General features: G+C 41.4%; 30 protein-coding genes. 24 read left to right on the top strand and 6 right to left on the bottom strand.

The window, feature by feature from the left end:
• The first annotated feature begins 1 nt into the window (after position 1).
• The 9 genes from MKY34_RS19600 to MKY34_RS19560 all read left to right on the top strand — a co-directional run bounded on the left by MKY34_RS19600 (position 2) and on the right by MKY34_RS19560 (position 5,808).
• Positions 2-1,855: a phage tail protein gene (locus MKY34_RS19600; RefSeq protein ID WP_342512788.1), complete on the top strand. Its 1,854-nt coding sequence runs from the start codon at positions 2-4 to the stop codon at positions 1,853-1,855.
• Between the two features lie 12 nt (positions 1,856-1,867).
• Positions 1,868-2,053 (top strand): hypothetical protein, encoded by a 186-nt coding sequence (locus MKY34_RS19595; RefSeq protein WP_342512787.1) that lies wholly within the window; start codon positions 1,868-1,870, stop codon positions 2,051-2,053.
• A gap of 45 nt (positions 2,054-2,098) precedes the next feature.
• On the top strand, positions 2,099-3,367 hold the full coding sequence (locus MKY34_RS19590; RefSeq protein WP_342512786.1) for a BppU family phage baseplate upper protein: 1,269 nt from the start codon (positions 2,099-2,101) through the stop codon (positions 3,365-3,367).
• 11 nt (positions 3,368-3,378) lie between these two features.
• A complete protein-coding gene (locus tag MKY34_RS19585) occupies positions 3,379-3,954 on the top strand; it encodes a hypothetical protein (RefSeq protein WP_342510607.1) in 576 nt (191 codons plus the stop codon).
• Positions 3,955-3,964: 10 nt separating this feature from the next.
• A complete protein-coding gene (locus tag MKY34_RS19580; protein WP_342510609.1) occupies positions 3,965-4,279 on the top strand; it encodes a hypothetical protein in 315 nt (104 codons plus the stop codon).
• Positions 4,279-4,422: an XkdX family protein gene (locus tag MKY34_RS19575; RefSeq protein WP_342510610.1), complete on the top strand. Its 144-nt coding sequence runs from the start codon at positions 4,279-4,281 to the stop codon at positions 4,420-4,422. Before MKY34_RS19580 ends, MKY34_RS19575 begins: the two co-directional genes overlap by 1 nt.
• A gap of 123 nt (positions 4,423-4,545) precedes the next feature.
• Complete coding sequence (locus tag MKY34_RS19570; protein ID WP_342512785.1) at positions 4,546-4,767, top strand: hypothetical protein; 222 nt, start codon at positions 4,546-4,548, stop codon at positions 4,765-4,767.
• Positions 4,768-4,769: 2 nt separating this feature from the next.
• Entirely contained in the window at positions 4,770-5,030 is a 261-nt protein-coding gene (locus MKY34_RS19565) for a phage holin (RefSeq protein WP_342512784.1), read from the top strand.
• A gap of 1 nt (position 5,031) precedes the next feature.
• Positions 5,032-5,808 (top strand): N-acetylmuramoyl-L-alanine amidase, encoded by a 777-nt coding sequence (locus MKY34_RS19560; RefSeq protein ID WP_342512783.1) that lies wholly within the window; start codon positions 5,032-5,034, stop codon positions 5,806-5,808.
• A 45-nt stretch (positions 5,809-5,853) separates the two neighbouring features.
• On the opposite strand, the gene MKY34_RS19555 is transcribed toward MKY34_RS19560, so the two are convergent.
• Together MKY34_RS19555 and MKY34_RS19550 are read right to left on the bottom strand one after the other, a co-directional pair.
• On the bottom strand, positions 5,854-7,029 hold the full coding sequence (locus MKY34_RS19555; protein ID WP_342512782.1) for a hypothetical protein: 1,176 nt from the start codon (positions 7,027-7,029) through the stop codon (positions 5,854-5,856).
• Positions 7,026-7,469, bottom strand: coding sequence for a type II toxin-antitoxin system antitoxin SocA domain-containing protein (locus MKY34_RS19550; protein WP_342512781.1), 444 nt, complete (start codon positions 7,467-7,469; stop codon positions 7,026-7,028). Before MKY34_RS19550 ends, MKY34_RS19555 begins: the two co-directional genes overlap by 4 nt.
• Positions 7,470-7,703: 234 nt before the next feature.
• Here MKY34_RS19550 and MKY34_RS19545 point away from each other — a divergent pair, with 234 nt between their 5' ends.
• The 4 genes from MKY34_RS19545 to MKY34_RS19530 are packed head-to-tail and all read left to right on the top strand — an operon-like array spanning position 7,704 to position 8,907.
• Positions 7,704-7,916 carry a transcriptional regulator gene (locus MKY34_RS19545; RefSeq protein WP_342515310.1) on the top strand — a complete coding sequence of 71 codons (213 nt, stop codon included), beginning with the start codon at positions 7,704-7,706 and terminating at the stop codon, positions 7,914-7,916.
• Positions 7,917-7,923: 7 nt separating this feature from the next.
• Positions 7,924-8,298: a hypothetical protein gene (locus MKY34_RS19540; protein WP_342515309.1), complete on the top strand. Its 375-nt coding sequence runs from the start codon at positions 7,924-7,926 to the stop codon at positions 8,296-8,298.
• Positions 8,279-8,617: a YolD-like family protein gene (locus MKY34_RS19535; RefSeq protein ID WP_342512780.1), complete on the top strand. Its 339-nt coding sequence runs from the start codon at positions 8,279-8,281 to the stop codon at positions 8,615-8,617. The genes MKY34_RS19540 and MKY34_RS19535 overlap by 20 nt, the downstream gene beginning before the upstream one ends.
• Positions 8,618-8,640: 23 nt before the next feature.
• Positions 8,641-8,907 carry a YolD-like family protein gene (locus MKY34_RS19530; protein ID WP_342512779.1) on the top strand — a complete coding sequence of 89 codons (267 nt, stop codon included), beginning with the start codon at positions 8,641-8,643 and terminating at the stop codon, positions 8,905-8,907.
• 281 nt (positions 8,908-9,188) lie between these two features.
• Here the strand turns inward: MKY34_RS19530 and MKY34_RS19525 are convergent, their stop codons facing one another.
• Positions 9,189-10,943: a B12-binding domain-containing radical SAM protein gene (locus tag MKY34_RS19525; RefSeq protein ID WP_342512778.1), complete on the bottom strand. Its 1,755-nt coding sequence runs from the start codon at positions 10,941-10,943 to the stop codon at positions 9,189-9,191.
• Positions 10,944-11,133: 190 nt separating this feature from the next.
• Between MKY34_RS19525 and MKY34_RS19520 the strand changes: the two genes are divergently transcribed.
• Both MKY34_RS19520 and MKY34_RS19515 read left to right on the top strand, forming a co-directional pair.
• A complete protein-coding gene (locus MKY34_RS19520) occupies positions 11,134-12,567 on the top strand; it encodes an ATP-binding protein (protein ID WP_342512777.1) in 1,434 nt (477 codons plus the stop codon).
• An 88-nt stretch (positions 12,568-12,655) separates the two neighbouring features.
• Positions 12,656-13,096 carry a MarR family transcriptional regulator gene (locus tag MKY34_RS19515; RefSeq protein ID WP_342512776.1) on the top strand — a complete coding sequence of 147 codons (441 nt, stop codon included), beginning with the start codon at positions 12,656-12,658 and terminating at the stop codon, positions 13,094-13,096.
• Positions 13,097-13,166: 70 nt separating this feature from the next.
• On the opposite strand, the gene MKY34_RS19510 is transcribed toward MKY34_RS19515, so the two are convergent.
• Together MKY34_RS19510 and MKY34_RS19505 are read right to left on the bottom strand one after the other, a co-directional pair.
• Complete coding sequence (locus MKY34_RS19510) at positions 13,167-13,895, bottom strand: hypothetical protein (protein ID WP_342512775.1); 729 nt, start codon at positions 13,893-13,895, stop codon at positions 13,167-13,169.
• 48 nt (positions 13,896-13,943) lie between these two features.
• A complete protein-coding gene (locus MKY34_RS19505) occupies positions 13,944-14,141 on the bottom strand; it encodes a DUF2187 family protein (protein ID WP_342512774.1) in 198 nt (65 codons plus the stop codon).
• A gap of 241 nt (positions 14,142-14,382) precedes the next feature.
• Here MKY34_RS19505 and MKY34_RS19500 point away from each other — a divergent pair, with 241 nt between their 5' ends.
• Both MKY34_RS19500 and MKY34_RS19495 read left to right on the top strand, forming a co-directional pair.
• Positions 14,383-14,565: an aspartyl-phosphate phosphatase Spo0E family protein gene (locus MKY34_RS19500; protein WP_342512773.1), complete on the top strand. Its 183-nt coding sequence runs from the start codon at positions 14,383-14,385 to the stop codon at positions 14,563-14,565.
• Between the two features lie 268 nt (positions 14,566-14,833).
• A complete protein-coding gene (locus MKY34_RS19495; protein WP_342512772.1) occupies positions 14,834-15,712 on the top strand; it encodes an NAD(P)-dependent oxidoreductase in 879 nt (292 codons plus the stop codon).
• Between the two features lie 94 nt (positions 15,713-15,806).
• Here the strand turns inward: MKY34_RS19495 and MKY34_RS19490 are convergent, their stop codons facing one another.
• A complete protein-coding gene (locus tag MKY34_RS19490) occupies positions 15,807-16,268 on the bottom strand; it encodes a YkyB family protein (protein ID WP_342512771.1) in 462 nt (153 codons plus the stop codon).
• A 270-nt stretch (positions 16,269-16,538) separates the two neighbouring features.
• Between MKY34_RS19490 and MKY34_RS19485 the strand changes: the two genes are divergently transcribed.
• The 7 genes from MKY34_RS19485 (at position 16,539) to MKY34_RS19455 (ending at position 23,563) form a co-directional block, all read left to right on the top strand.
• The gene (locus MKY34_RS19485; RefSeq protein ID WP_342512770.1) at positions 16,539-18,581 is read left to right on the top strand and encodes an EAL domain-containing protein; all 2,043 of its coding nucleotides are present in this window, start codon (positions 16,539-16,541) and stop codon (positions 18,579-18,581) included.
• A gap of 170 nt (positions 18,582-18,751) precedes the next feature.
• The gene (locus MKY34_RS19480) at positions 18,752-18,952 is read left to right on the top strand and encodes a hypothetical protein (protein ID WP_342512769.1); all 201 of its coding nucleotides are present in this window, start codon (positions 18,752-18,754) and stop codon (positions 18,950-18,952) included.
• Between the two features lie 458 nt (positions 18,953-19,410).
• Positions 19,411-20,169, top strand: a complete 759-nt coding sequence (gene fadH, locus MKY34_RS19475) for a 2,4-dienoyl-CoA reductase (protein WP_342512768.1) — start codon at positions 19,411-19,413, stop codon at positions 20,167-20,169.
• A 72-nt stretch (positions 20,170-20,241) separates the two neighbouring features.
• Positions 20,242-20,478, top strand: coding sequence for a hypothetical protein (locus MKY34_RS19470; protein WP_342512767.1), 237 nt, complete (start codon positions 20,242-20,244; stop codon positions 20,476-20,478).
• Between the two features lie 147 nt (positions 20,479-20,625).
• Positions 20,626-21,063, top strand: coding sequence for a cyclic-di-AMP-binding protein CbpB (gene cbpB / locus MKY34_RS19465; RefSeq protein WP_342512766.1), 438 nt, complete (start codon positions 20,626-20,628; stop codon positions 21,061-21,063).
• A gap of 132 nt (positions 21,064-21,195) precedes the next feature.
• A complete protein-coding gene (locus MKY34_RS19460; protein ID WP_342512765.1) occupies positions 21,196-22,683 on the top strand; it encodes an MDR family MFS transporter in 1,488 nt (495 codons plus the stop codon).
• Positions 22,670-23,563 (top strand): LysR family transcriptional regulator, encoded by an 894-nt coding sequence (locus MKY34_RS19455; RefSeq protein WP_342512764.1) that lies wholly within the window; start codon positions 22,670-22,672, stop codon positions 23,561-23,563. The genes MKY34_RS19460 and MKY34_RS19455 overlap by 14 nt, the downstream gene beginning before the upstream one ends.
• Positions 23,564-23,715 lie beyond the last annotated feature (152 nt).

Below are 23,715 nucleotides of genomic sequence, written 5' to 3'. Positions count from 1 at the left end.
CATGCTAACTGTCACAAATATAAACGGCCAAACTGAAATACTCAACAATTATCAACGATTGGAAATCACAGAAGAAGTAAACGAAGCATTCTCGCTCGCGGTTACTTCTTTTTCTATTGAGAATAATCCTGGTCATGCCTTACTTGAAGAAGAATCAATCATCACTGTGCAGGATTATGATTTTCGCGTTAAACAAATGCGAACGAATAAAAATTCTAAAGAAGTCGTTGCCTTGTCCACGTTTTTCGACCTTATTGGGCATCGGCAAGAAGAAATATACGGCGGGACGAGGACTCTCGGAGAATTTCTTAACCACGTATTCAAAGGCACCGGATGGACGGCTACAACGGATGTTGTTGATAGTCGCTTCATTCCGAATTATGGGGTAGGGAACGTCATTGAGTTGGTCGCAGATCTAACAGCGGCATTCGGTTGTGAGTACAAAATCATGCCGAATAACCGGGTGCATTTTGCAAAAGAAGTCGGGCCGGACAACGATGCTCAATATAGACATGGCCATAACGTCAAAGAGTTATCACATCATGTGGACACGTACAATTTGCGCACTCGAATTGCGGGGTACGGTGCTGACAGTTTAAAAGTTACGTATACATCTCCATTTGCCGAGAAATACGGAATCATTGAAGCTGATCCTATCACCAACGATGAAATTCACACAGTTGCGGATATGACCGAATTACTCAAGAATGAGCTCAACGACTATCCAGAAGTGTCCATCGCATTGGACTCCATCGAGCTTACAGAAAAGGAAATCGGGGAACGAGTGTGGCTTATTTATGAGCCGATCAAGTTGGCGGATGGGACCTTTATGGAGTTTCAGACGCGTGTCTTAAAGAAAATCTCCACGAACATCGGCGGGGAGATCGTTACAAAATCGGTCGTAATCGGCAATACGATACCACGGACTTTGTCTGGAATTATTGCTGATGCGAAAGTTGAAATCGAAAAAAATGCTAGGTGGACCCGTTCTCGCATCGAGCAGACTGACTACAACATCGAGTTAGCAGTTGAACAGTTTACAGGAGAAATCTTGGAAGCATATGCAAAAATCGAATTGACAGCTACTCAAATACGCTCGGAAGTTGCAGAAATTGATGTACGGCTCAGCGACGGCGTTGCACAGAATAAGTCAGCAATTACGCAAACCGCAACTGAGATTAGGTCGGAGGTTAGCCAAGAAGTTAACCGAATAGACGGCTCTATTGCGTCGGCAAACTCGTCTATCACACAGTTGTCGGATCAAATTACGAGTGTCGTTAACACATCGATTCCGCAACTTGACGGACGTATTAATACAGCGGAAAGCAAGATAACGCAACAGGGTAATTTGATAAATTTAAAAGTCTCGCAATCTGATTTCACCGGTGAAAATATGGTGTCTATGATTAATATGACACCTTCATCAGTTAAAATCCAAGCCAAAAACATCACACTTGTTGGAGCCGTTAGTGTGTTATCAGAAATTGCTGGCAATCTAGGAACAATAACTGCGGGGAATATTAATATCAGCGAAGATGTATATGTGGGCGGGTCTATATATTTAGGAAAAAATTTACCTTCCGGCGTTACGCGAAAAGTGGTATTTGGAAAGTTTGGTGATTTCCCCTCCATCACAAATCACAACGGCAGTGGCGCTTTGTCGATTGCGGCAGAAACTGGTATAAACTTCAGCACTTTGGGTGGTAGCATTAACTTCAATAACAACACAGTCACGAATTTAAACGGATACGCCAGAAGCGATACGTACGGACTAGGAATTGCCTTCAATGGTACCGACCGTTTGTATGTGCGGGTTAACGGATCGAATGTAGGTTTTGTCACATTATCAAATTAGGAGGAATAAATAATGCAAATTGAATTTATTTTTAACACAGGAAGGGTTATTACCACTACAGTTGATGATTTTGATTCTGCGGATTTCGCAAAACAACTAAACAATCCGCAAGTTATATTTATTTCTATAGGTAATCGAGGGTTTCAGAAGCACACTTTGATTGAATGGGGAGTAGTGCAACAGGACCCAACAGAGTAAAAACATCTTGGGTGTTTTTATAATTACAGAAAGGAGTGACGCATATTGCAAAACAATGAATTTATTTTAGACATCGACTTAAAAAAGCCGAACTATATCAACGAGCCGAGAATTCGCCAAAATGACGATGCATATTTCGTTATTAATATCACTGATGATGGCATCCCTTACGATTTATCGGGAGCAAGTACAGTTACATTAGCGGCGGAAAGAGCAGACGGTAACAGTGTTATATCGGTGTTAACGTCTAAAATTGGTAATCAAGCGACCTTTAAGCTACCACGTGCATCTGTGGGCATTGTCGGACGGGCGACAGCACTCGTCCAGATGTACGATGCTAACAACCGAATATCAACTTTTTCTTTTACTTTTGTTATAGATCGAGATCCATCGAACTACAACCCGACAGGCGATGAGAGGACGCTAATCGAGATTGTGCTGGGCGAAGGTCCACGCATCTTGGCTGAAGCTGAGCAGGCGACTATTTACGCCACCGAACAAGGTGACTACGCCAAAGAAGAAGCGGACAAACTCGCGACATTAAATGAGGCTGTGACTGCTGATGAAGCCACGCGAGTTGCCAATGAGCAGACTCGACAAGCTAATGAATCTGAACGTGTGGCGAATGAAACAGATCGTGCGTCCGCTGAATCCACAAGAGTATCCAATGAGGATGCTCGTATTATCGAAGAGACTGAACGGCAGAACGCCGAAGCGCTAAGGGTTAGCCAAGAAGCCCGACGACAAACCGACACGTCGCAAGCAATTGTCGATGCATTGGATGCAGCGGAACAAGCTCGGAATGCGCAGGGACCACAAGGGATCCAAGGAATACAAGGTGAGCAGGGAATACAGGGGGAAAAAGGTGACCGGGGCGAGAAAGGTGAACCGGGGAAAGATGGGACTGGTGCAGGTACCGTTACAGCCATCAATGATGTGGAACCAGACGCTACCGGTAAAGTTACACTTGTAGCAGGTGATGTTGGCGCAGTGACTCCGCAAGAGTTATCGCAAGCGATTGATGATATCCCGTTACCTCCTCCACCCGATTTAACACCATACGCAAAGACAACTGATGTAGACACAAAAGTTGCTACGCTTGCTGGTGAAGGGAATACGAAAACGGTTAAGCAGGTTGACGATGCCCTTGCGACACATAAGGCGGATGATACGAAGCATTTGCAAACGGGAGAGCGCGAGTCTTGGAATGGTAAGCAAAGCGCTTTACCTGCAGAAAACAGACGTAAAATAACCTTTGGAACAGCAGAGCCAACAGGTGGGACCGACGGAGATATTTATTTCCAATATGAATAGAGGTGAGGTGAATGACTAAGAAAACATGGGTGAACGTCGGAGGTACTTTTAAAGAGGTAAATAATGTTTGGCAAAAAGTTCAAGGGGCTTGGAAAGAAAAAGTGATTCCAAAAGGGAATATAAGCGGAGCTTGGAAGGAATTTATTCAGTATTTGAGGATGCTTTATGACCACGGCGTTCAATTAGTGCCAGTTTCTAAAGTTACGATTGGAGATGCTGGCGGAACGGTCACTTTTAATGTCGACAATGTATTCCTGCAATGCGGCAATAGTTCTGCCAATAATGCTGTATTTTCTCCAGACGACCAAGTCGACGTTACTAATTTCAAAAAAGTAAAATGCTTAATAACGAAAACAAGTTCAACGACATCAAGACCCTTTAGAATGGGATTAAAAACAGTAAGAGATGCTAAGGAGGCGAGTAGTGGTTTTGTAGCACACGCAGATTTTTCCGCTCAATATATCACACCTACGGAAGTAGAATTAGACATATCATCTTTGAGCGGTTTGTATTATCTGACAATCGGTCAATACTACAATGCCGCTGGGTCGGGAACTGTATATGTTTATAAAGTATGGCTTGAATAGGAGGTTTAATATGGCTTATTTAGAGTACCAAAAACAAACAAAGCAAGTAGTAGAAATTCATGAAAGTGAACCAACCGTTTCAAGTGATTACGATTATGCTGTCTCAGAGAATTTTACAGTCAGCGATGAGTTCGAGTGGACTATTTGGGTCAATGGCGTTGACGTTGACAAAAATTTAACCAGTCATTCCGCAATCAGAAATAACCCAAATGCTAAGCGGTTGCTACAGGAGAATGAGCAATTAAAAGCAACCAACACTTTGCTTACATCGGAATTAGCAAAGGTCAAGATTGATTTAATGTTAATGAAAGGGGGTGTCTCATAATGGCATTTTGGAAATTTGCATACAACGCTAAATGCGTGACAATTGATCAACTTCGTATCGTTGTCAAAACAGAGTCTAATCCGTATGGAGAAATTACTTCAGAAGAATTTGAACAAATTACAGGTAAAGCATACGCTGAGTAGGCTTTTTTATTTTGTTCAAATTCGCAATCGGACCATTATGTGTCGTAGCAAAGAATTAAATATATAAGCAGAGAGTGCCCATTGGGTGCTCTTTTTTAATACCCAAAAATAAGGAGGTGCGAAATGGATGTAATTCAAGAAGTAGCGATGTCGCAAGCGGTATGGGCTATCTGCTGCATAGCTATGGTCGCATGGAATATGAGGACATCTAAAACTAGAGAAGACAAACTTATGGAGCATTTGGAGCGGTCCAACGTATCCCAGGAGCGAACGGCCACGGCGTTACAGTCGATGGAAGGTCGTATGGACCGCATGGAAAAAGTTATTTACAAGGAGGAAAAATAAAAATGACAAACAAACAAGAAAATAACGCACCAATTGACAAGTGGATGATCGCACGGACGGTCGTCCTTTTTGTCGCGCTAATTAATCAGTTTCTGGTGCTAAACGGGCTATCACCACTGCCGTTTGAAGATGCACAAGTCGAGAATTCAGTGACGGTCGTATTGACGATTTCAGCGTCATTATGGGCTTGGTGGAAGAACAATAACATCACTTACAAAGCGCGCAGGAATGAAGATTACATGAAGAAAAAGGGGCTGAAATAATATGGCTAAGATTTTTATTGACCCCGGACATGGGGGGCATGATCCAGGCGCAGTAGGCAGACATTCGAAAGAAAAGGACAACGCGCTGAAAGTCGGCTTGCGCTTAAAAACACTGCTGGAATCTTACGGTCACACCGTTAAGATGTCACGCTCAACGGATGTGTTTTTAACGCTGTCAGAGCGCGCCAGACTAGCCAATGCATGGGGAGCTGACTACTTTGTCAGTTTGCACAATAACGCGGCATCTGCAAGTGCGACAGGCTTTGAAACATTTGCTCACAACGGGGCGCTACAATCCAAGACGCTTGTATTTCAAAGTGCCATCCACAATGCAATTGCAAAAGAACTCGGCATCCGTGACCGTGGTGAAAAGCGAGCGAATTACGCAGTATTGCGTGAAACAAGAATGCCGGCCGTATTGATTGAGTACGCTTTTATTTCCAATGTGAACGATGAGCGAATTTTGATTAATGAAGTTGAAAAGCTGGCGCAGCTAACTGCCAATGGAATCGTTAGCTATGCAGGGGGAGTTAAGCCGACTAAGCCAGCACCACCAACAGTTGCAGTAGACACACCAAAGGAGGATGACGAAATGGCTGAACAATTACCTGATACACAAAAGGAGGATATGAAAAACCTATTAGAGCACGCATACAATACCAAAGGAAAAGATGGAAAACCTATTTTTAGTGTGAATCATGCCCCTAAAGTCGATACAATGACCCGTGGACAAGCTACAGATTTATTGATTAGTTATGTGGCTCGCACAAATAAGTAAAGCAAAAGGCGTCTACTCTTGATTTGAGTGGGCGCCTTTTTGTGTTTAAGAACTTTGTTTACTTTGCTTATTTTTTATACGTCTTCTTTCGCTTCTTTTTCTTTTCCTCTTTATCTTTAAACCCAAGAATCTTAAGTACCTTTTAAAAAGATGCCACTTTTCCATTAACCAATCAACAATGAATAAAAAGTTTTTCTTATGTATAGCAGTAAAGAAATAAATTGTCCATAAACCAGGAACAAGCCACCAATATCCTTGGAGCGCATATTGTAGGTGAACATTACTCAGCTCTAAAGTAGCTCCAACTAAAGATATCGATATTAAAATACCGTGGATGATTATTAGAGACGGATGCTTTTCGAATAAAGATCCATCTGTTTTTTTAGTACTCCACAAACTTCTCCCAGTCAGCTTGGCAATGCCGTTTAACAAAAAGAATAAAATGAGTATAACTGATGAAGCCCCAATAGAACTTATGATTAAGATTTCACCTATTGATAGCAAGTAAGCATTCGCGAATAAGCTTGCAAATCCTTGAATCGCACCAAAAGCACCCATCATTATCGCTGCAAATATACCTAATATGGTAATGAATTGCGTTAGCATATTACGATTCTGGGTTTCTGCTTCATGTTTTAACTGGTCATACCTATTAATTAATTGCTGTTGCTCTCGTCTTAATACCTCGATTTCTTTCATCTGCATACTCATCAATGTATATTTTTGCACTAAAGCTAAATCTATATGTCTTAATATCTTATAGTACATTCTTTCAGAATCCATTCCTCCTTCTCTGGGGCCAGCTGTTGGAATTGGTTTTTCTTCAATTTCTTCCTTTGTTGAAAAGTAAGAATTGCCACGACTATGTAGATCTTTCGTGAATTCATCCAAATCCTCTACTGGAGTGTTTTCAAATACACATTTAGTTATTTTGTCGTAAGGAATTATATAATGCATGAAAGTTGTTTCTTCAAGTGCTTCCATGAATTGTTTGAACTGCCTATCTAGTTTCCTAGAGTTCGAGTGATTCCCTTCAGAACTTGCCGCTACTTCATCGCTCTGTAATGGTTCTATTTGCGTCCCGGAATCAAAATCTTCCATAAAACCTTTAGAAAAACCTTTCCTTTCGACAGAAACAACTTTTCTATTTTCAGAAAAAGATTTAATCAAATCTTCAAAAACAATAAAGAATTCTTCTTCTTGCCGTTCATTCTTATTCATGCTCTAAAATCCTCTGCGATTTCACCTAAAGCATAACTTTCAACATAGTTTCTTTGAAGTATATCTTCCTCGTAATCTGACCACGAAGGGAAATCATGAGAAACTCGGACTAATTCAAACGGATCAATCTGTAACAATCTTTCAATATTTTCATCCCACATTGCATATTCAGGATTATAAAAACCGTATAATTCTTCAGCTATGTCCTTATCTTTAAAATGATTATAGGTATAGTATAACGATTCAACGACAGGTCCGTATTTCCATTTTTCGAAAGGGATATCATATGTTTCAGTGGCTAATTCATCTATCCCATTATGTCTCATATGAAAGCCTAATGAGAAAAACATAACTTTTTGAATTTGTAGATTAGTTACTGATAAACTTGCATCATTTGCAACTGCGATAATATGGTTAGCCAACTCTCTCATGCCAGCCATAATAACTCCTCCTCTTTCAGATAATTCTGTTTTCTATAGTACTATCTTAAATATACAGTATGTAAAGCGAAATTGATACATAAAAACACGAAAAAACGCAACTGCGGACTGTTAAAACGTATAAGTTGTCACAATCACTCAAGTACTTCTAAGTCCATTATACCATATTTCCACTTGATTTACGAACATTCATTCTGTATGCTGTAATCAAGGAGGGGAACGAGTGTGCTTAATATGTTGATCAAGTCGGTTGAACATAATCAAGTATTGGATATGATGTATCTATCTAAGAGTGGTCAAGTCAGTAAACGAAGGGTGAGGGTCTTGCTAGTGGGGGATGTATCTTTCAGGGCTTACTGTTATCTACGAGGGTCTAAGCGGACGTTCACGATTGACAACGTACTGGCGCTTGTTCCCGTCATAACGAAAGAAAGCATGGTGATTTAACGTGTCTATGATACCTGCGGATGCTTTACCACATTTTGAGAATATGATTTATTTGCCGATGGTCATAAAGATTCTGGAAAGAGATAGAGAAACAATTGAAATCAGTCCATTTAAGTTGAGGGGTCCATATATCAAAATTGTGGAGGATGCCTTAAAGAATGTGCGGGCAGAATTAAAAGCTACAAACACTTACGCCCGAAACCGAAAGTTGAAGCTAATCAAAAAGGGGAAAGATAATACGTTTACTGAGTACGTATTTGTAATCGGTGATAATGAAGATGTACGACGCTATTTAAATGTTCGACTGCGCAATCGGGCGGAGGAACTAATAAATCTATATTTTGAAAAGGGAATGTTGAATAATGCAAGAACACATTCGTGATAGAGGAAATATAAAATGGCGAGGCTTGATGTTGCCGGAGCATGTAACCAAGATAAATGATTGGCGCGCAAAAGCTCAGTACGAAGAGCGACCGGAACTCGATGAATTTGACCTTCAATCCATACAAGAAGAGATTGAAGCAGCGTATAAAAGGAAATGTCTTATCCTCATAATTACCTGGGCAAACGGAAAGTTTTCAATGCGTGGAGGAATCACAGAAGAAATCAATGTGCAGTCGGAGTTTATCATGCTAGATAGTCCGTTCGGTGTCGAGAAAATCATGGCATCGGATATTGTCGGTGCGCAAATCAGTGAATAAAAAATCTGAGAGGATGATTAATAATGACAGCAATTCCAAAACCAAAGAAAATAAATAAGAGTGTATCAGGGCCACAACTAACAGAGTATGATTACCAAGAAATCGGCGAGAAAATAAGCGATGCGCATGAATTTAAAAACGAAGTAGAAATCACGACGTACCACCGTAAGCAATACGAAACGGCGCGGGGAGTTGTAACCAATGTTGATGGCCAGAGCGGCAAATTGATTTTACGGGTTGGCTCCGAGAATACCACTATCAATATGAACTCTATCGTGAGTGTTAAATGAAAGAGTACACGGCCAGTTCTTTACGGATTGGTCTTTTTATTTGTCAGATTTATTAGTATTGACGAATGAGAAGCTGGTTTTCCCTCTGCCCCCACTTCTGCCCCCTATAGTGAAATCCCTTATACTTATATGTGATTAGGCTAGTTCTGAAAATGCATCTTATAAAGCCGCGTATATCATAGAAGTCGTATAAAAATAACTGGCTATAATACGGGTAATTATTGGTTAATGGAAAATGAAACAAGGCTGCTCCCGACATCGGGAAGCAGCCTTGTACTTTGTTAGTGTGCAAAAGATTTCGTGTGATCTAGATAGAGGAAGATTGGATTTTCTCCATGTTTGAAAACAGTGATGAGATAACCAGTTGTTTTCTCGACAATGCCAATTGCGACATCATTAGGGTTTACCCTAATCGGTGTAATGAAGGTTTGTTTTCGGATATTACGTGTGTTTAAGCCCTCTGTTGAAACCTGCTCGCCAAAGATGATTGGATTGTCCAATAACGCTTGTTCGATGCTATTCAATACATCAGTTGGCATGCTATCTGTCCACCAAATTTTACGCGGTTGGAATTTATGATGCGCTAAGTAGTCGAGTTTCATGAGACTGCGAACAATCTCCATATCTGCTTGTCCATCTGTTGTCAAATACTCCTCAAGTCGCGTAAAGAGGTCTTCGAGCTGATGACCAATTCTTGACCAACCCTGACTTTCCCAATACGTTCCAAACTGTTGAAAGAAATCAAACGGTGTATCGAAGACTTCTGATACGAGATATTCAACCGTGCGTGGCAAACGGTTGTCGTTCCAGTATTTTTCAAGTACATCTTCAGTTTGTTTGATGCGTAAAATATCATCGAATGTTAACACGTTGTTTGAAAAGATTTCATAAGGTGCTTCGTCAACGTAGGTATAGCCATATTGCTCAGCTTGAATACGCAATCCTGTGCCGCGCAGTAATTTAAGGAAGCCTAGCTGTAATTCCTCTGGGCGCATGGCAAAAACTTCGTTGAACGTATTTCTGAATGAATCATAGTCTTCTTCAGGCAGTCCAGCGATTAAATCGAGGTGCTGTGCGATTTTCCCGCCTTCTTTTACCATCGTGACGGTCCGAGATAACTTTTCAAAGTTTTGTCGGCGTTTGACGAGTTCGTTGGTCAAATCATTTGTCGACTGAACACCGATTTCAAATCTGAATAAGCCAGCTGGTGCGTGTTCGTTTAAAAAGTTGATGACTTCGGGACGCATAATATCACCGGTAATTTCAAATTGGAAAACAGTTCCCGGGACATGTTCATCAATTAAAAATTGGAACATTTCCATCGCATAGCTACGACTAATATTGAATGTCCGATCGACGAATTTAATGGTTTTTGCACCGTTGGCCATCAAATAACGGATGTCGTCTTTAATCGCATCTCGGTTAAAGTAGCGTACGCCGACTTCAATGGATGATAAACAAAACTGGCACGAAAATGGACAACCACGGCTTGTTTCGATATAGGTGACCCTCTTTCCGAGTGTTGGAATGTCTTCAGCGAAACGGAATGGGCTAGGGAGTTCCCTTAGATCTAATTTCGGACCAGGTGCTGTGATTTTCAAGTCTCCATTCACTTGATAAGCAACGCCTTGGACACTGGCCATGTCTTGTTTACCTGTATAGGCATCTAATACTTGTTTAAATGTTCGTTCGCCTTCACCGATAACAATGACATCAATTTCAGGAACGCGTTGTAGCCAATAATCATAATCGTAGGTGACCTCGGGGCCCCCTGCAACAATGACAACGTCGGGATGGACCCTTTTTAACATACGCATCACTTTAATCGATTCTTCAATATTCCAAATGTATAGACTGAAGCCGACAATATCTGGATTCTTTTGATATAAATCTGATACGATGTTCATTGTGGGGTCTTTTATGGTGTATTCTGTAATAACGGGAGAATAGTCGGGCTCTACATACGCTTTTAAATAGCGAATAGCGAGATTTCCGTGGATATATTTTGCATTTAATGTTGTTAAGACGATATTCATTGATATGCTCCTCTTTTTTATGTTTGCTTACAAGTATACTTAAGTGAAAAACTCGAACCTTAGACCTATATTCCAGAAACTGATAATATGGAATAATCTGAAACAGGGGTATTTTGTATAAATTTGATTTTTTCGCATAAGCCATTGTCATTTTTCATATTGTCTTGAAATGGGATCAGGAGGAATAACTATGAGAAATAATTTGGACAAGGTAAGTGGGTGCGTCTCCTTTGAGCTGGATGATGGTATAAGACCAGGTATCGTTTTGGAATTGACTGGAATAATCATTGATATGAACAATTCGTTCCGTACTACATTTGCTGTCGAGCAAAAGCAGAATATCAAAGCGATTATGGACGTATCGAGCGGTGCTTTGTGGGAAGCCTTCTTGAAACGTGCAGTTGAAGCGAAAAAGAACATAAGTGATAAGTTGTTGATACGTATACTGTCTGACCAGTCTTCTCCAGTGACGATGCATGTGACCTATCATCATGATTGTCAGAAGGTGGTTGCTCATTGTGATGCAGCAAGCACATTTGGTGTGGCACCTATTAAGGCATATTTAAATGCATTCCGTCATTCAAAGGATTTTTTAATGCTTATAGATTATAACGGTATCATTCGTGATGTAAATGATATGCATGATGTATACTTTAACCTATCACGGAATGATTTCATCGGGAAAACGATTGCAATCGTTGAAGATATCTTCCCAGATGTGACACAGGAAATGTGTACAAGTTATTTAAAAAAACTGAAGCACGAAGGTCGCGCAGAAGTGCTGAAAAAATTTGAACGCTCTCCTAGAGACATGCGCTATTATTATATTACAACTTATGACGATAAAGAAACAGGCATGTATGTGATTAAAATGACAGATCGTACAGAAGCAGAGAATTTAGAGCAGCAATTGGCGCACTCTGGTTCATTATCAGCTGTAGGTCAAATTGCGGCAAGTATTGCGCATGAAATTAGAAATCCGATGACGACGTTAAAAGGGTTTATACAACTTTTGGAAGTGGATGCTTCGGCTGAGTCGATGAAATATTTATCGGTCATCGAGGGTGAAATTGAAAGAATGGAATCTATCTTGAATGAGATGTTGACGCTTTCAAAGCCTACATTTAATAAAAAAACGACATTATCATTAGCTGTTCTTGTAGCTGATATTGTCAGTATTTTAAATCCAAAGGCATTGATGGATGGTATGAAAATACTTTGGAGCCCTCCGATTTTTGATACGCTTATTTATGGCAACGCCGATAAAATTAAGCAAGTATTACTGAACTTATGCAAAAATGGACTAGAGGCTATGGAAGCAGGCGGCATACTGACAATTGACATGAGACGCAGTGACAAAAATGAGATTCGCTTGTCGATTACGGATACCGGAAAAGGAATGAATAGTTACCAGTTAAAGCAGATTTTTATGCCGTTTTTCACTTCAAAACCAGGCGGAACGGGCTTAGGATTACCATTTGTCCTGAAAGCGATGGAAGAGCATAGTGGCACGATAGCGGCTGACAGCCAGGAAGGGGTCGGCACAACATTTATGCTGTCTTTTCCAGCAACGGAGTTATGCAACCGTCACATCAGTGGAGGAGAGTCGATATTGGCGCAGTAAACGGAGCTTCCATGCCTTTTGACAGGGAGCCTTCTTGAGATTATAATAGAGGGCGACTCCCCAAAGGGACAATAGAGGATGAAACAGTATGGAAAAAAATACGGAGCGCGCACTGAAATTGTTTATCGTTCTTTCGAGGGCAGGAAAAGTAGTTTTAGAAGAAGCGCATAAGCTGATTGAACAAAATGGATTAAACCCGACGGAATTTGCTGTTCTTGAACTTCTTCATCATAAAGGTAGGCAGTCCATCCAGAAAATTGGACAGAAAATTCTACTTCGAAGTGGCTCGATGACCTATGTTGTTGATAAGCTAGAGAAGAGAGGGTTGTTAGAGCGCGTTTTTTGTACAGAGGATAAGCGCGTCACCTATATATCGATTACGCCTGCAGGAACAGAACTTATTGTATCAATATTCCCAGATCATGCGGCAAATATTGAATCATTGATGTCGGAGCTTTCTCCAGCTGAACAAGATACTGCAATTGACTTATTGCGTAAACTCGGTTTATCGATTAAGGATTTATCTTAATATTTTACAGACAAAAAGAGCCACACAATCCATTGTGCGGCTCTTTTTGTCTTATAGAAAATCGTTTACTTTATTTCTTAACGATTGTTTCACCCATTTTGAGGAAGTTTTGGAAATGTTCCTCTTGTGCGGAATCGAATATCGTTAGCTTAATGAGAAGTCCATCACGCTCGAAAACCATCCCTGTGAAAGAGCCTGCCGGCGTTTTAACCGTTAGCGCTGTTACATTGTCAATTCCTTCGCCAGCGGGTAAAGAGGCCGTGTCTGTGAGCTCAGAAGGGGTGTTTCCATCGGAGATTGCCTCAAGCATGTTCTTCGTATCTTCAACTAGAGAATCATAAGAAGCATTTTCTTTTGCCACTGTTTCAATACGCATAAAGATTGATTCATCATTATTGACATATAAGCTATCTTTGCCAGGTTCTTCGCTTGTTAACGTATAGTTCGGCAGTATAGCGATTGCATAATCCTGTTCGTCACTTTGTGTTAAATCGTCTTTGGGTGCAGTATTTTCGTCATCTTTTGTAACTGCATCTTCTTTATCCTCAGGCTTATCAACTTCCGTGTCTGTGTCTACAGTCGTGTCGGATTCTACATCTGCATCTGTATCTACGTCCGCGTCCTCTTCTACGATTGCATCCTCCGTATCCTCTTGGATGTCCGGATTTTCCGTACCAGCTACTTCTTCCGAGCTGTTAGCGTTGTTGTCAGGCTTGTCCGAGCCAGTGTCTGTGCCGCATGCGGAAAGTAGTAAAACACTTGCAATCCCTACATACAATAAACTCCATTTGCTTTTCATGGGCAATCCCTCCTTAATCTAATTAGACGTACGAGTTACGTAGAGGTTTCACTCTTTAAGTTGTCCCGTACCGTGGATGATAGTATAACGCTTGTGATTAATGACGGTTTTCTCTTCCAATCCAAGCTCTTCGAAGTTTTCCATATAAGTTAGGTCAACAATGACGGAGTTTTCATTTATTTTCTCGACAATCCCTTGCAGCCCATCTCTAAATTCTATGATATTACCTACATTTGCAATCATCATAGTAATCAGCTCCTTTACGATTATTTTTAGTATGCGAATGCATTCTTCATATCTTTATTAGTTTGCCTTAAATCGACTTGCTCGTAAAGTGTTTTCTATTAAAATGAGTAGAAATCGCTGAATCTGTGATGTAGTCATCAGATGTCAGATGTCGGAATTTGTCGTTAATTATTTTCCAATCCGCAAGAATAGTTGTGTATAATAATAGACTAGCCATGTTTCATTCCTTGGGGGGATTGAATTGAAATGGAGTTTGGAAGAAGAGATAGAATATATACGAGCAAAAATGATGGATACGGCGGATAAAGAAGGATTAACTGCCGATCAAACAATGGAACTGAGTCGGGAATTAGATCGTCTACTGAATCAGTTTCAAACGGAACAGCAAAAGTGCATAGGGTCCGAAGGAAAGACATGGACATAATTGTGTGGGTTGTCGTATATAATCTGGATTAAAGATAGGAAATCTGATCAATAGAGAAAAGAATTTTAAGTTTTTTAAAAAAAGATGTTTAATCGACGGGAAAAGCGGGGATATTACAATTGAACACAGCAACATTCTCATTTCCCCCTTTTGAGGACGGAGCCCGATACACAGGGTCCGTCCTCCTTTTTTGTCGTTTTGGCTTCGAGCTTTACCTTAAGATAGAAAATGTTGTTTTTTCTGATAAAATAAAAAGGGAATAGGGGGAATGGATGTGCAAGAGACTAAAATTGCATTTATCGGTACAGGAGTTATGGGCGCTAGTGTCGTCAAACATTTATTGAACGCTTCCTTTGAGGTAACGGTCTATACGAGGACGAAAGAGCGAGCGCAAGCTGTGATTGAAGCAGGTGCGACTTGGGCAGCAACTGTCGGAGCAGCTGTGGCGAATGCGGATGTGGTCTTTACGATGGTTGGCTATCCATCGGATGTTGAAGAGGTCTATTTTGGAGAGGGCGGCATTTTTGCATCAGGTAAGGAAGGGCAAACGGTCATTGATATGACGACGTCTAGCCCGGCTCTGGCGAAACGAATTGCTGAGCGAGCAATGGAGTTGAATATGTCGGCATTGGACGCTCCGGTTTCGGGAGGGGACATTGGTGCGCAAAATGGCACATTGTCCATTATGTGTGGAGGAACAGAGGAGCAGTTTACGAACATGTTGCCCATTTTGTCGATGTTCGGCAAGCAAATTGTCTATCAAGGAGCGGCAGGTGCTGGACAGCATACGAAAATGTGCAACCAAATTATTATTGCTACAAGTATGATAGGCGTATGCGAATCACTCGCCTATGCCGAAAAAGCAGGGCTCGATCCTAATATCGTGCTACAATCTATTGCCTCTGGAGCAGCGGGTTCTTGGACGTTATCGAATTTAGCGCCAAGAATGTTGGCGGGTGATTTTGAACCTGGATTTTATGTAAAACACTTTTTGAAGGATATGAATATCGCGTTGGAAGAAGCAAAGGCTATGAATTTAGAACTGCCAGGTCTGGAATTGGCCCAGCAAATGTACGACAAGTTGGTTCAAAGTGGCTTTGAAGATAAAGGGACACAGGTTCTTTATCAACAGTATACGCAGAAATAAAACGAGCTGATTCATGTCGAAAAATGACATGAATCAGCTCGTTTTATTTTGTCTAGGCCACAGTGCCTAGGGGCTTGCGATTTTGTCCAGTTTCTTAGCCATCTAAATAGGATGAGCGAAATCGTTGTGTGTTTTGAAGCATAGATGTGCTTTTTATCGGAGAGACACGCGGTCTCTGTTGAGGGCGTTCGATAGGTTCACCAGCGTAATCGCTCAGAAGTTCCCGAGCAGTTTTCAAACTCATTCGCTCTTGGGGATTGCGTGCGGTTTGATCTTGTTCACCGAGGTGTGGGAGAGAGGTGAAATCTTCTTTGTCCGGGATTGTATGGAAGAGGAAATCGCCGCAACGCACGAGGACGGTTGAATGCTGCTTGCTAAACTTGGGATTATCTACAAAGTGCAAGCCGATTTTTTGCGCGTCACCAGAACGAAGTAATTTGTCGAGCGCTCTTTTTTTGAGTGCGTATAGTTGTTTATTGTTGGGTGCTGTTTTTGCATGTCGATTGACGGTGTAGATAGCAATTGCTAATCGACGAGTAGAATGATGATTCTCCAAAATAAACCTCCTAATGTTAGGCATTAGATATACATTTATGACCATACTATCAAAAAAGGAACTATTTGTATACTTTTATTTGTATGAAAAATGTAAAATATGCATATAATTATGTCGAAAAAGGTCTGATTCAATTGCAAAACAGCTCGTTTTTAAGGCGAGTAACTGCTATAATTAATGAGATTCTAAACATTATTTTAGGAGAGTAAATACAATGTAGGGTAATGATGTTTAAAGCTTTGGATAGAGGCATAGTAGACGGAGGCGCTCATGGGAAACATTGATGTAGAAGATTATTTTAAAAATAATGTTGAACCTTATATATTTGATCACCCTTTTAACATGTCGATTCTAATTGGAAAAGATAAAAATGGTGACTTTGATGTGCTGTATGCAAATAAGTTGGCGATCTCATATTTTAGGCAAGAAAGTAAGGCGACAGCTACAAAGTTTTTTGGAGATTTATGGGTTCCTGTCCGAAAGAAGATTCAGAAATTGCGTATTCAACGGAATTATAAAACAAGTGTTCTGTTGAAAGCAGATTTGTTTAACTTGGATCTCCAGCGCCGTACGGAGGAAAGCGGACGTGAATTCATTTTCATTGAACTGCGAAACCAACTGAATACTTTAGTAAATCGAGATGTTAGTAGTGAGTTAAAGCGTGAGTACAGGTCTGTTATTGAGAATAATTTAGATCCAATCATGTCGATTGATGAACACTACCAAGTGACATATGCCAATGCAGCCGTCCATACTGCGTTTGGTCATTGTGGGAAAATTTTGTCGGGGAGTTCTATCTTGGATCTTTTGAAGAGAGAAGAGATAGAGGCATTTAAAGTGTTTTTATCCCGTGCGTTAGCCGGAGAGTCTGTCGAGCGGGAGGGGTTATCGTTCGTTCATGAATCAGGGTATTATTTACCGGTCTATTTGAAAGCGATTCCAGTTTTGGCAGAAGACCAAGTTCAAGAAATTCATCTGATTATTCGGGACACATCTATACATCAGAAAAATAATGAAAAATTGTTGTATTTATCCTACCATGATCAGTTGACGGGTATTTGGAATCGGCATGCGATGAAAGAACACTTCAAGAAGGATTCTGAGTATTTGAGGGGACGTGAGGAGAATTTATCATTTATTCACCTTGACCTTGATCGCTTTAAACTGATTAATGAGTCATTAGGACAAGATGGAGCAGACGACATTCTAAAGAAGATTGCGGAGCGCTTACGGGTCATTTGTCCAGAAACAGCAAGGTTGTATCGGAACGGCGGGGATGAATTCGTCATCACGTTGCAAAATGCTTCGGCTACGGTAACGGAGAGAGTTGCGCAAACCATTTTGGCGGAATTTCAAAAGCCATTTTATTATAATCGGCTAGAATATTTTATTTCCGTGTCGATTGGTATTGCGGTCTACCCCGAAGATGGTAAGACGCTTGAGGAGCTGTTACGTAGATCGGAGCAGGCATTGGCTTTTGTGAAAGAAAGGGGCCGTTCTCATTACCGTTTTTACCAAGAGGAGATGAATTCGTCATTTCCGGATGAAGCGCTTATGGAATCCCATTTACGTCGCGCGATTGAACTGGAAGAATTGTCGATTCATTATCAGCCGCAAGTCGATTTGAAAACAGGAATGATTAGTAGCTTTGAGGCGCTTCTTAGATGGAATAATCGAAAATTTGGTTTTGTTTCGCCGGGACAATTCATTCCGATTGCTGAAGAGTCAGGGCTGATTCATGAAATTGGTAATTGGGTGTTGGATCAAGTTTGTAAGCAACTAAAGGAATGGCAAGAAAAACGATTTAGGCCTGTACGTGTTGCTGTCAATATTTCGCCAAAACAATTTCGTAAAGAGACGTTTGTTGATCGAGTGAAAGCGAAAATTGAGCACTATGGGATTTGCCCTTCATCTCTTGAGGTGGAGATTACGGAAAGTGCATTAACAGATATGACTGAAACGTTGGGTATTTTGAATGAACTGAAGAAAATCGGTGTCTTCATTTCTGTTGATGATTTTGGAACGGGTTATTCGTCACTAAGCTATTTGAAACAATACCCGATTGATATTATTAAAATCGACCGTTCTTTTATTCAAGATATTGAATCTGATGCGAAAAATGAGGCGATTGCTAAAACGATCATTAATCTGGCGCATAATCTGGGCATGGAAGTCGTGGCAGAGGGTGTGGAAAAAGATTTACAAGCACAGATTCTACTTGAAGCGAACTGTCAAAAGGCACAAGGCTTTTTGTACAGTCGAGCGGTTCCGGTGGAAGAGCTTGTGGAGAAGTATTTAGCGTGTGAGTTGTAACGATAAGACAGGAAGCGGACGACATTTGTTGTCTGCTTTTTTTAATATACAAAAACACATCTGTTTAATTAGACAAAAAATAACTAAATCATACACTGGGCACTTTGTATGCAATTGCTTTTAGATCGCTTTGGATTGAACCTTTGCTATACGATTATCGAGGTGTTTCTATGAGTAGGGTGATTGCCCGTCCGTCGCTCTCCAAAATCCCGAATATATATAGTGCAAAGGCTTTTTTGGAAGAAAGAATCGTCGACTCTTTACCTAGAGTGGCGGCCAAAGATGCAATTTGGGCCGCTGAAGCCTTTGTAATGGTCTTTTCTATTGTTATTGCGGGAAAGTTCACTTTCTACTGGGCTTATTGTATTTAAGAAGCCTAAGCCTTGCTAGGAGAAAAAGAAGGAATGCATTGTACAACGTACAAGGGTGCCCGGAATTGTATCTTTGGGCACTGTACTCTTTAAAGAAAGTCCTCTATTCTTTTCTTCTTAAGCAACCGCATTTTTCACTTAACAATTGGAAGGACGCGACAGGTACTGATTCGCAACGGCATTATGAAAACGAGTATGACTAGAAATGACGCAGACTAAGGTTGCCACGTCCGAAGAAAGGTGGCTTAATTTCTGCAAAAAGCGCAGAAACACGGCAAATCGAACCCTTTGTAGTTCGATTCGCAACGCTTGTATGACCTACTACCTGTAGGCCCCGAGCTCGAAAAAAAATCTGGACGCAATTACGCTGAGGTGTAATTGATTTATTAATCGTCATGCATTCTATATCATGGTATAATAATGACTGAATACTCATTCATTACTAAGGGGGAATTGGGATGTTTGCTGAAAAAGTGATGATTGTAACAGGTGGTTCAAGTGGTATGGGGAAATATATGGCGAAGAAATTTGCGGCAGAAGGTGCGCAAGTTGTCATTGCTGGTAGGGATTTAGATCGGCTGACGGCTGCGCAAGCGGAAATTGGGGAGAGAGCGCATCTTTTTCAAATGGATGTTCGAAATGTAGAGTCTGTTGAGGCGCTTATTGCATTTGCTGATGAGAAGTTTGGTCGCATTGATGGGCTCATCAATAATGCAGCGGGAAATTTCCTCGTTCGTGCGGAAGATTTATCGCCGAATGGTTGGAAAGCAGTGATTGATATTGTATTGAATGGCACATTTTATTGCTCGAGTGCGGTTGGAAAGTATTGGATTGAGAAGGGGCGAAAGGGTGCTATTTTGAATATGCTTGCAACGTATGCATGGGACGCGGGACCAGGTGTCGTTCATTCGGCAGCGGCTAAAGCAGGGGTTATGTCGTTGACTCGGACGCTTGCGGTAGAATGGGGCAGACCATACGGTATTCGTGTCAATGGCATTGCGCCAGGACCGATTGAGCGTACAGGTGGCGCTGATAAGTTATGGGAGTCGGACGAAGCGACGAAACGTACACTGGCTTCTGTTCCGCTCGGTCGCTTTGGACAACCAGAGGAAATTGCGGAATTAGCTGCATTCATCATGTCAGACAAAGCCTCGTATATGAATGGTGAAATCGTCACGTTAGATGGCGGACAATGGTTGAATCAACATCCATTTTAACTTGTTTCAGCAGGTGAATGATTAATTTTATTCATTCAGCACATCCTATTTGTAGAAGGAGTGATGTGCTGAATGGACATTTGGGCAGTCCCACTGATGATTGTGGTTGTGATTATTTGTTTAATTGGCTTTCTTTCGGTACGAAAATGGAATAAGGCCGATCAGGTTGTGGATGGACAAGATAGTGCGATTCCGGCAGCGATTGAAGAGAATCCATTTACGTTAAATCCGATTATTTGGGTCATTCTAGTCGCAGCATTCTTCATGGGCATCATCATATTTTATTACGCGACCTCTTCTAGTTATTAGAAGGGGTTTTCTTTTTGTCTAGACGCCAGCCCTACCAAGGCGTTTGTGCTTTACTTTATTTTGAATGGAGGTCTGTTCGCCCATCTTATGGTATAATGGATGTGTAGTTTAGATATAAGAGCAGAAGCTACAGAGGGAGCCGATTACATGATTTCTGTAAAAGATAAGGATTTTCTTTTTACACCGATTGCGGACCATATTATATCATCAGAGAAAGTTGCACACGTCCAGGTCGGCAATAATGCAGAACACGCCCTTCTCGTCCTAACAAAAACCGGCTATTCAGCCTTGCCAGTCCTCGATGCAAAATATCGACTTATAGGATTGCTTAGTATAGGAATGATTACGGATTCCATTTTAGGGCTTGAACGTATTGAATATGAGCGTCTAGCCGATTTAAAAGTCGATGAAATTATGCAAACAGATATGCCGACGATTCGAACGACGGATCGATTCCAGAAAGGCCTTGATTTACTTATTAATCACACGTTTCTTTGTGTAACAGAAGAAGATGGAACGTTTGCGGGGATTTTAACAAGAAGAGTCATCTTAAAGGAATTTAAAAAATATATTTATTCTGTGTGATCCTGCTCAAAAGAGGCGGGGTCTAGTTGCATGAGGAAAGAAAGGCTCCATATAAGGGGCCTTTTTCTAATTGTTTAGACTCTGAGTGGCAAATGCCTAGTGCTTTTTAATTGGAAAGGAGTATTGAAGTCAATGGAAAATACGAAACGAACAAATCGCCCGCTTGTGCTCATCTCTGTCATGCTGGCGATGTTTGTCGGGGCAGTCGAGGCGACGATTGTGACGACGGCGATGCCTACGATTGCTGCTGATTTAGGAGGTTTTTCTAGATATAGTTGGATATTTTCGGCGTATTTATTAATGAGTACAGTGACGGTACTCATTTATGGGAAGTTGGCTGATATTTTTGGTCGTAAACCGATTCTATTTACGGGTTTGACTATTTTTTTAGTCGGATCGATTCTGTGTGGTTTTGCAGTTTCGATGGAGCAGCTAATCGTCTTTAGGCTTATTCAAGGGCTGGGTGCGGGGGCTGTCATGCCAATTGCTACGACGATTGTCGGGGATATTTATACGACGGAAGAACGGGCGAAAATCCAAGGGTACTTATCGAGTGTCTGGGGGATTTCCGCTGTGTCGGGACCAGTAATCGGAGGGCTTCTCGTGCAGTATTTGAATTGGAAGTTCGTTTTCTGGGTTAATGTTCCATTGGGGATACTGGCGATGCTAGGTATTTATCTATTTTTACATGAGCCAGCGCATGAGAAAAAGGTTTCAATTGATTATAAAGGAGCACTCCTGCTGACATTGTCATTATCAGCACTGTTATTTTGGCTTGCTGAGGGTGGTCAAACGTTTAGTCGTTTATCGGTATCGAGTGCGCTGCTATTACTTGTAGGACTCGGGCTATTTGCACTCTTTATCCGCGTTGAACGCCAAGCGGTAGATCCGATGATGCCGTTTGGGATTTGGAAAAATCCCGTCATTTTATATGCGAACTTGGTGTCACTAACGACAGGTGTGATTTTAATTGGGATTTCCTCGTATTTACCGACATTTGTTACAGGCGTGATGGAACAGCCTGCTATTATAGCGGGTTTTACCTTAACGGCTATGTCTATCGGTTGGCCGCTTGCGTCATCTGTTGCGGGGCATTTGCTCATTCGTTATGGTCCTTTTCTTGTGTCTTTCGTTGGAGGCATCTCGCTTATCGTAGGTGCTGTGATGTTCGTCATCATGCAGGCTGCTTTAGGACCGTGGTGGGCAGCGAGTGCTAGTTTCTTTATCGGAATTGGGATGGGGCTGACGAGTACGTCCTTCATCGTGACGATTCAAGGAGCAGTACCAAGGGAGAGACGCGGCTCTGCAACGGCTGCTAATATGTTCATGCGTAATTTAGGTAATACAATTGGTGCGGCTATATTTGGTGCGATTTTAAACGGCTCGTTGCTATACAGTTTTACGAGCAAAGGATTGAATTATGAGTTGGATGCCATTAATTTATTGTTAACGGAAGAGATGAGAGAGACATTGCTAGCCAATGATGTCCAATTTCTGCAACATGCACTTGGTTCGGGATTACAGTGGGTGTACATAGGTGTTGCTAGCTTTGCAGTGATTAGTTTCCTGCTTATTTTACGAATTCCACGCGGAAAGGGACCATTACATGACAACGACTGAATTAGATATTATTAACGCACTTGCGGAGGAAGGCAATATGCGCAAAGCAGCGGAGCGTTTGTTTTTATCGCAGCCGGCTCTTTCTCAGCGGTTGCAATCGATTGAAAAAGAGTGGGGAACGATGTTGTTCATCCGTTCACAGAGGGGGCTTGAACCGACGCCAGCCGGGGAATTAGTCATTGCCTATGCGAAGGAGACGATTCAGAAAAAAGAAGAGGCCTTCGCTATGATTGCCTCGATGGCGGATAAAGTGCATGGGACGTTGAAAATTGCCTGTGCTTCCATCGTTGGGCAGACGTGGCTTCCACAAGTGTTGAAAGACTATGTTCAACTTTACCCAGGCGCAAAAATTTCGCTGATGACGGGATGGAGTTCAGAAATTGTTAAAGCATTGTATGAGGGCGAGGCGCATGTTGGGATTGTACGTGGACAAGTCGATTGGAATAGCAGAAAGACGTATTTATTCCGTGATCGGCTGTATCTTGTGGATCGAGAGATTACGTCGATTGAAGAATTGAAAGATACGGATCGTCCCTTTGTGCAATTTAAAAGCGATTCCAATTATCATATGGAAATTCAGCGATGGTGGCAGCGCCATTTTAATCAGAATCCGGGTCGCCAAATTACGGTCGATCAAATTGAGACGTGCAAGCAGTTGGCACTCAATGGTATTGGCTATGCGATTTTGCCGTCCATTACGTTAACGGGTGATGAACAGGTCAATAAAATGCCCCTTCTCAACAGTGAAGAGGAGTTTGAGTTAACGCGAGATACGTGGCTCATTGGCTATGAGTCGTCATTTTCGTTGAAACAAGTCGATGCTTTTGCACAAATTGTTCAAAGGCATGCGCAAAGATTACAGAAAGATTACAATTATTAAGAGAATATGGAACTTTGTTTTGCCCTGTTCGTACTAATAAGGGAGTCATTCATCTTCATTCAGCAAAAACTCCCACCTCGACAGGTGGCGAGATGAATGCGGTTTTGTTTTACTGTTCAGTGGAGGTTCAAACGCCCGCTGAACGATTGAGG

This window comes from Sporosarcina sp. FSL K6-1522 (genome assembly GCF_038622445.1).
Taxonomy (GTDB): Bacteria; Bacillota; Bacilli; order Bacillales_A; family Planococcaceae; genus Sporosarcina.
This window is presented reverse-complemented; position numbering and strand designations above follow the sequence as displayed.

Excerpts from the sequence above, each read along its gene's own strand:
- MKY34_RS19560 (WP_342512783.1), top strand. The coding sequence starts at position 5,032 with ATGGCTAAGATTTTTATTGACCCCGGACATGGGGGGCATGATCCAGGC.
- MKY34_RS19460 (WP_342512765.1), top strand. The coding sequence starts at position 21,196 with ATGGAAAATACGAAACGAACAAATCGCCCGCTTGTGCTCATCTCTGTC.
- MKY34_RS19455 (WP_342512764.1), top strand. The coding sequence starts at position 22,670 with ATGACAACGACTGAATTAGATATTATTAACGCACTTGCGGAGGAAGGC.
- MKY34_RS19470 (WP_342512767.1), top strand. The coding sequence starts at position 20,242 with ATGGACATTTGGGCAGTCCCACTGATGATTGTGGTTGTGATTATTTGT.
- MKY34_RS19480 (WP_342512769.1), top strand. The coding sequence starts at position 18,752 with ATGAGTAGGGTGATTGCCCGTCCGTCGCTCTCCAAAATCCCGAATATA.
- MKY34_RS19520 (WP_342512777.1), top strand. The coding sequence starts at position 11,134 with ATGAGAAATAATTTGGACAAGGTAAGTGGGTGCGTCTCCTTTGAGCTG.
- MKY34_RS19575 (WP_342510610.1), top strand. The coding sequence starts at position 4,279 with ATGGCATTTTGGAAATTTGCATACAACGCTAAATGCGTGACAATTGAT.
- MKY34_RS19555 (WP_342512782.1), bottom strand. The coding sequence starts at position 7,029 with ATGAATAAGAATGAACGGCAAGAAGAAGAATTCTTTATTGTTTTTGAA.
- MKY34_RS19530 (WP_342512779.1), top strand. The coding sequence starts at position 8,641 with ATGACAGCAATTCCAAAACCAAAGAAAATAAATAAGAGTGTATCAGGG.
- MKY34_RS19540 (WP_342515309.1), top strand. The coding sequence starts at position 7,924 with ATGATACCTGCGGATGCTTTACCACATTTTGAGAATATGATTTATTTG.
- MKY34_RS19485 (WP_342512770.1), top strand. The coding sequence starts at position 16,539 with ATGGGAAACATTGATGTAGAAGATTATTTTAAAAATAATGTTGAACCT.
- MKY34_RS19510 (WP_342512775.1), bottom strand. The coding sequence starts at position 13,895 with ATGAAAAGCAAATGGAGTTTATTGTATGTAGGGATTGCAAGTGTTTTA.
- cbpB (WP_342512766.1), top strand. The coding sequence starts at position 20,626 with ATGATTTCTGTAAAAGATAAGGATTTTCTTTTTACACCGATTGCGGAC.
- MKY34_RS19565 (WP_342512784.1), top strand. The coding sequence starts at position 4,770 with ATGACAAACAAACAAGAAAATAACGCACCAATTGACAAGTGGATGATC.
- MKY34_RS19495 (WP_342512772.1), top strand. The coding sequence starts at position 14,834 with ATGGATGTGCAAGAGACTAAAATTGCATTTATCGGTACAGGAGTTATG.
- MKY34_RS19580 (WP_342510609.1), top strand. The coding sequence starts at position 3,965 with ATGGCTTATTTAGAGTACCAAAAACAAACAAAGCAAGTAGTAGAAATT.
- MKY34_RS19550 (WP_342512781.1), bottom strand. The coding sequence starts at position 7,469 with ATGGCTGGCATGAGAGAGTTGGCTAACCATATTATCGCAGTTGCAAAT.
- MKY34_RS19545 (WP_342515310.1), top strand. The coding sequence starts at position 7,704 with ATGTTGATCAAGTCGGTTGAACATAATCAAGTATTGGATATGATGTAT.
- fadH (WP_342512768.1), top strand. The coding sequence starts at position 19,411 with ATGTTTGCTGAAAAAGTGATGATTGTAACAGGTGGTTCAAGTGGTATG.
- MKY34_RS19505 (WP_342512774.1), bottom strand. The coding sequence starts at position 14,141 with ATGATGATTGCAAATGTAGGTAATATCATAGAATTTAGAGATGGGCTG.
- MKY34_RS19600 (WP_342512788.1), top strand. The coding sequence starts at position 2 with ATGCTAACTGTCACAAATATAAACGGCCAAACTGAAATACTCAACAAT.
- MKY34_RS19515 (WP_342512776.1), top strand. The coding sequence starts at position 12,656 with ATGGAAAAAAATACGGAGCGCGCACTGAAATTGTTTATCGTTCTTTCG.
- MKY34_RS19570 (WP_342512785.1), top strand. The coding sequence starts at position 4,546 with ATGGATGTAATTCAAGAAGTAGCGATGTCGCAAGCGGTATGGGCTATC.
- MKY34_RS19535 (WP_342512780.1), top strand. The coding sequence starts at position 8,279 with ATGCAAGAACACATTCGTGATAGAGGAAATATAAAATGGCGAGGCTTG.
- MKY34_RS19595 (WP_342512787.1), top strand. The coding sequence starts at position 1,868 with ATGCAAATTGAATTTATTTTTAACACAGGAAGGGTTATTACCACTACA.
- MKY34_RS19585 (WP_342510607.1), top strand. The coding sequence starts at position 3,379 with ATGACTAAGAAAACATGGGTGAACGTCGGAGGTACTTTTAAAGAGGTA.
- MKY34_RS19525 (WP_342512778.1), bottom strand. The coding sequence starts at position 10,943 with ATGAATATCGTCTTAACAACATTAAATGCAAAATATATCCACGGAAAT.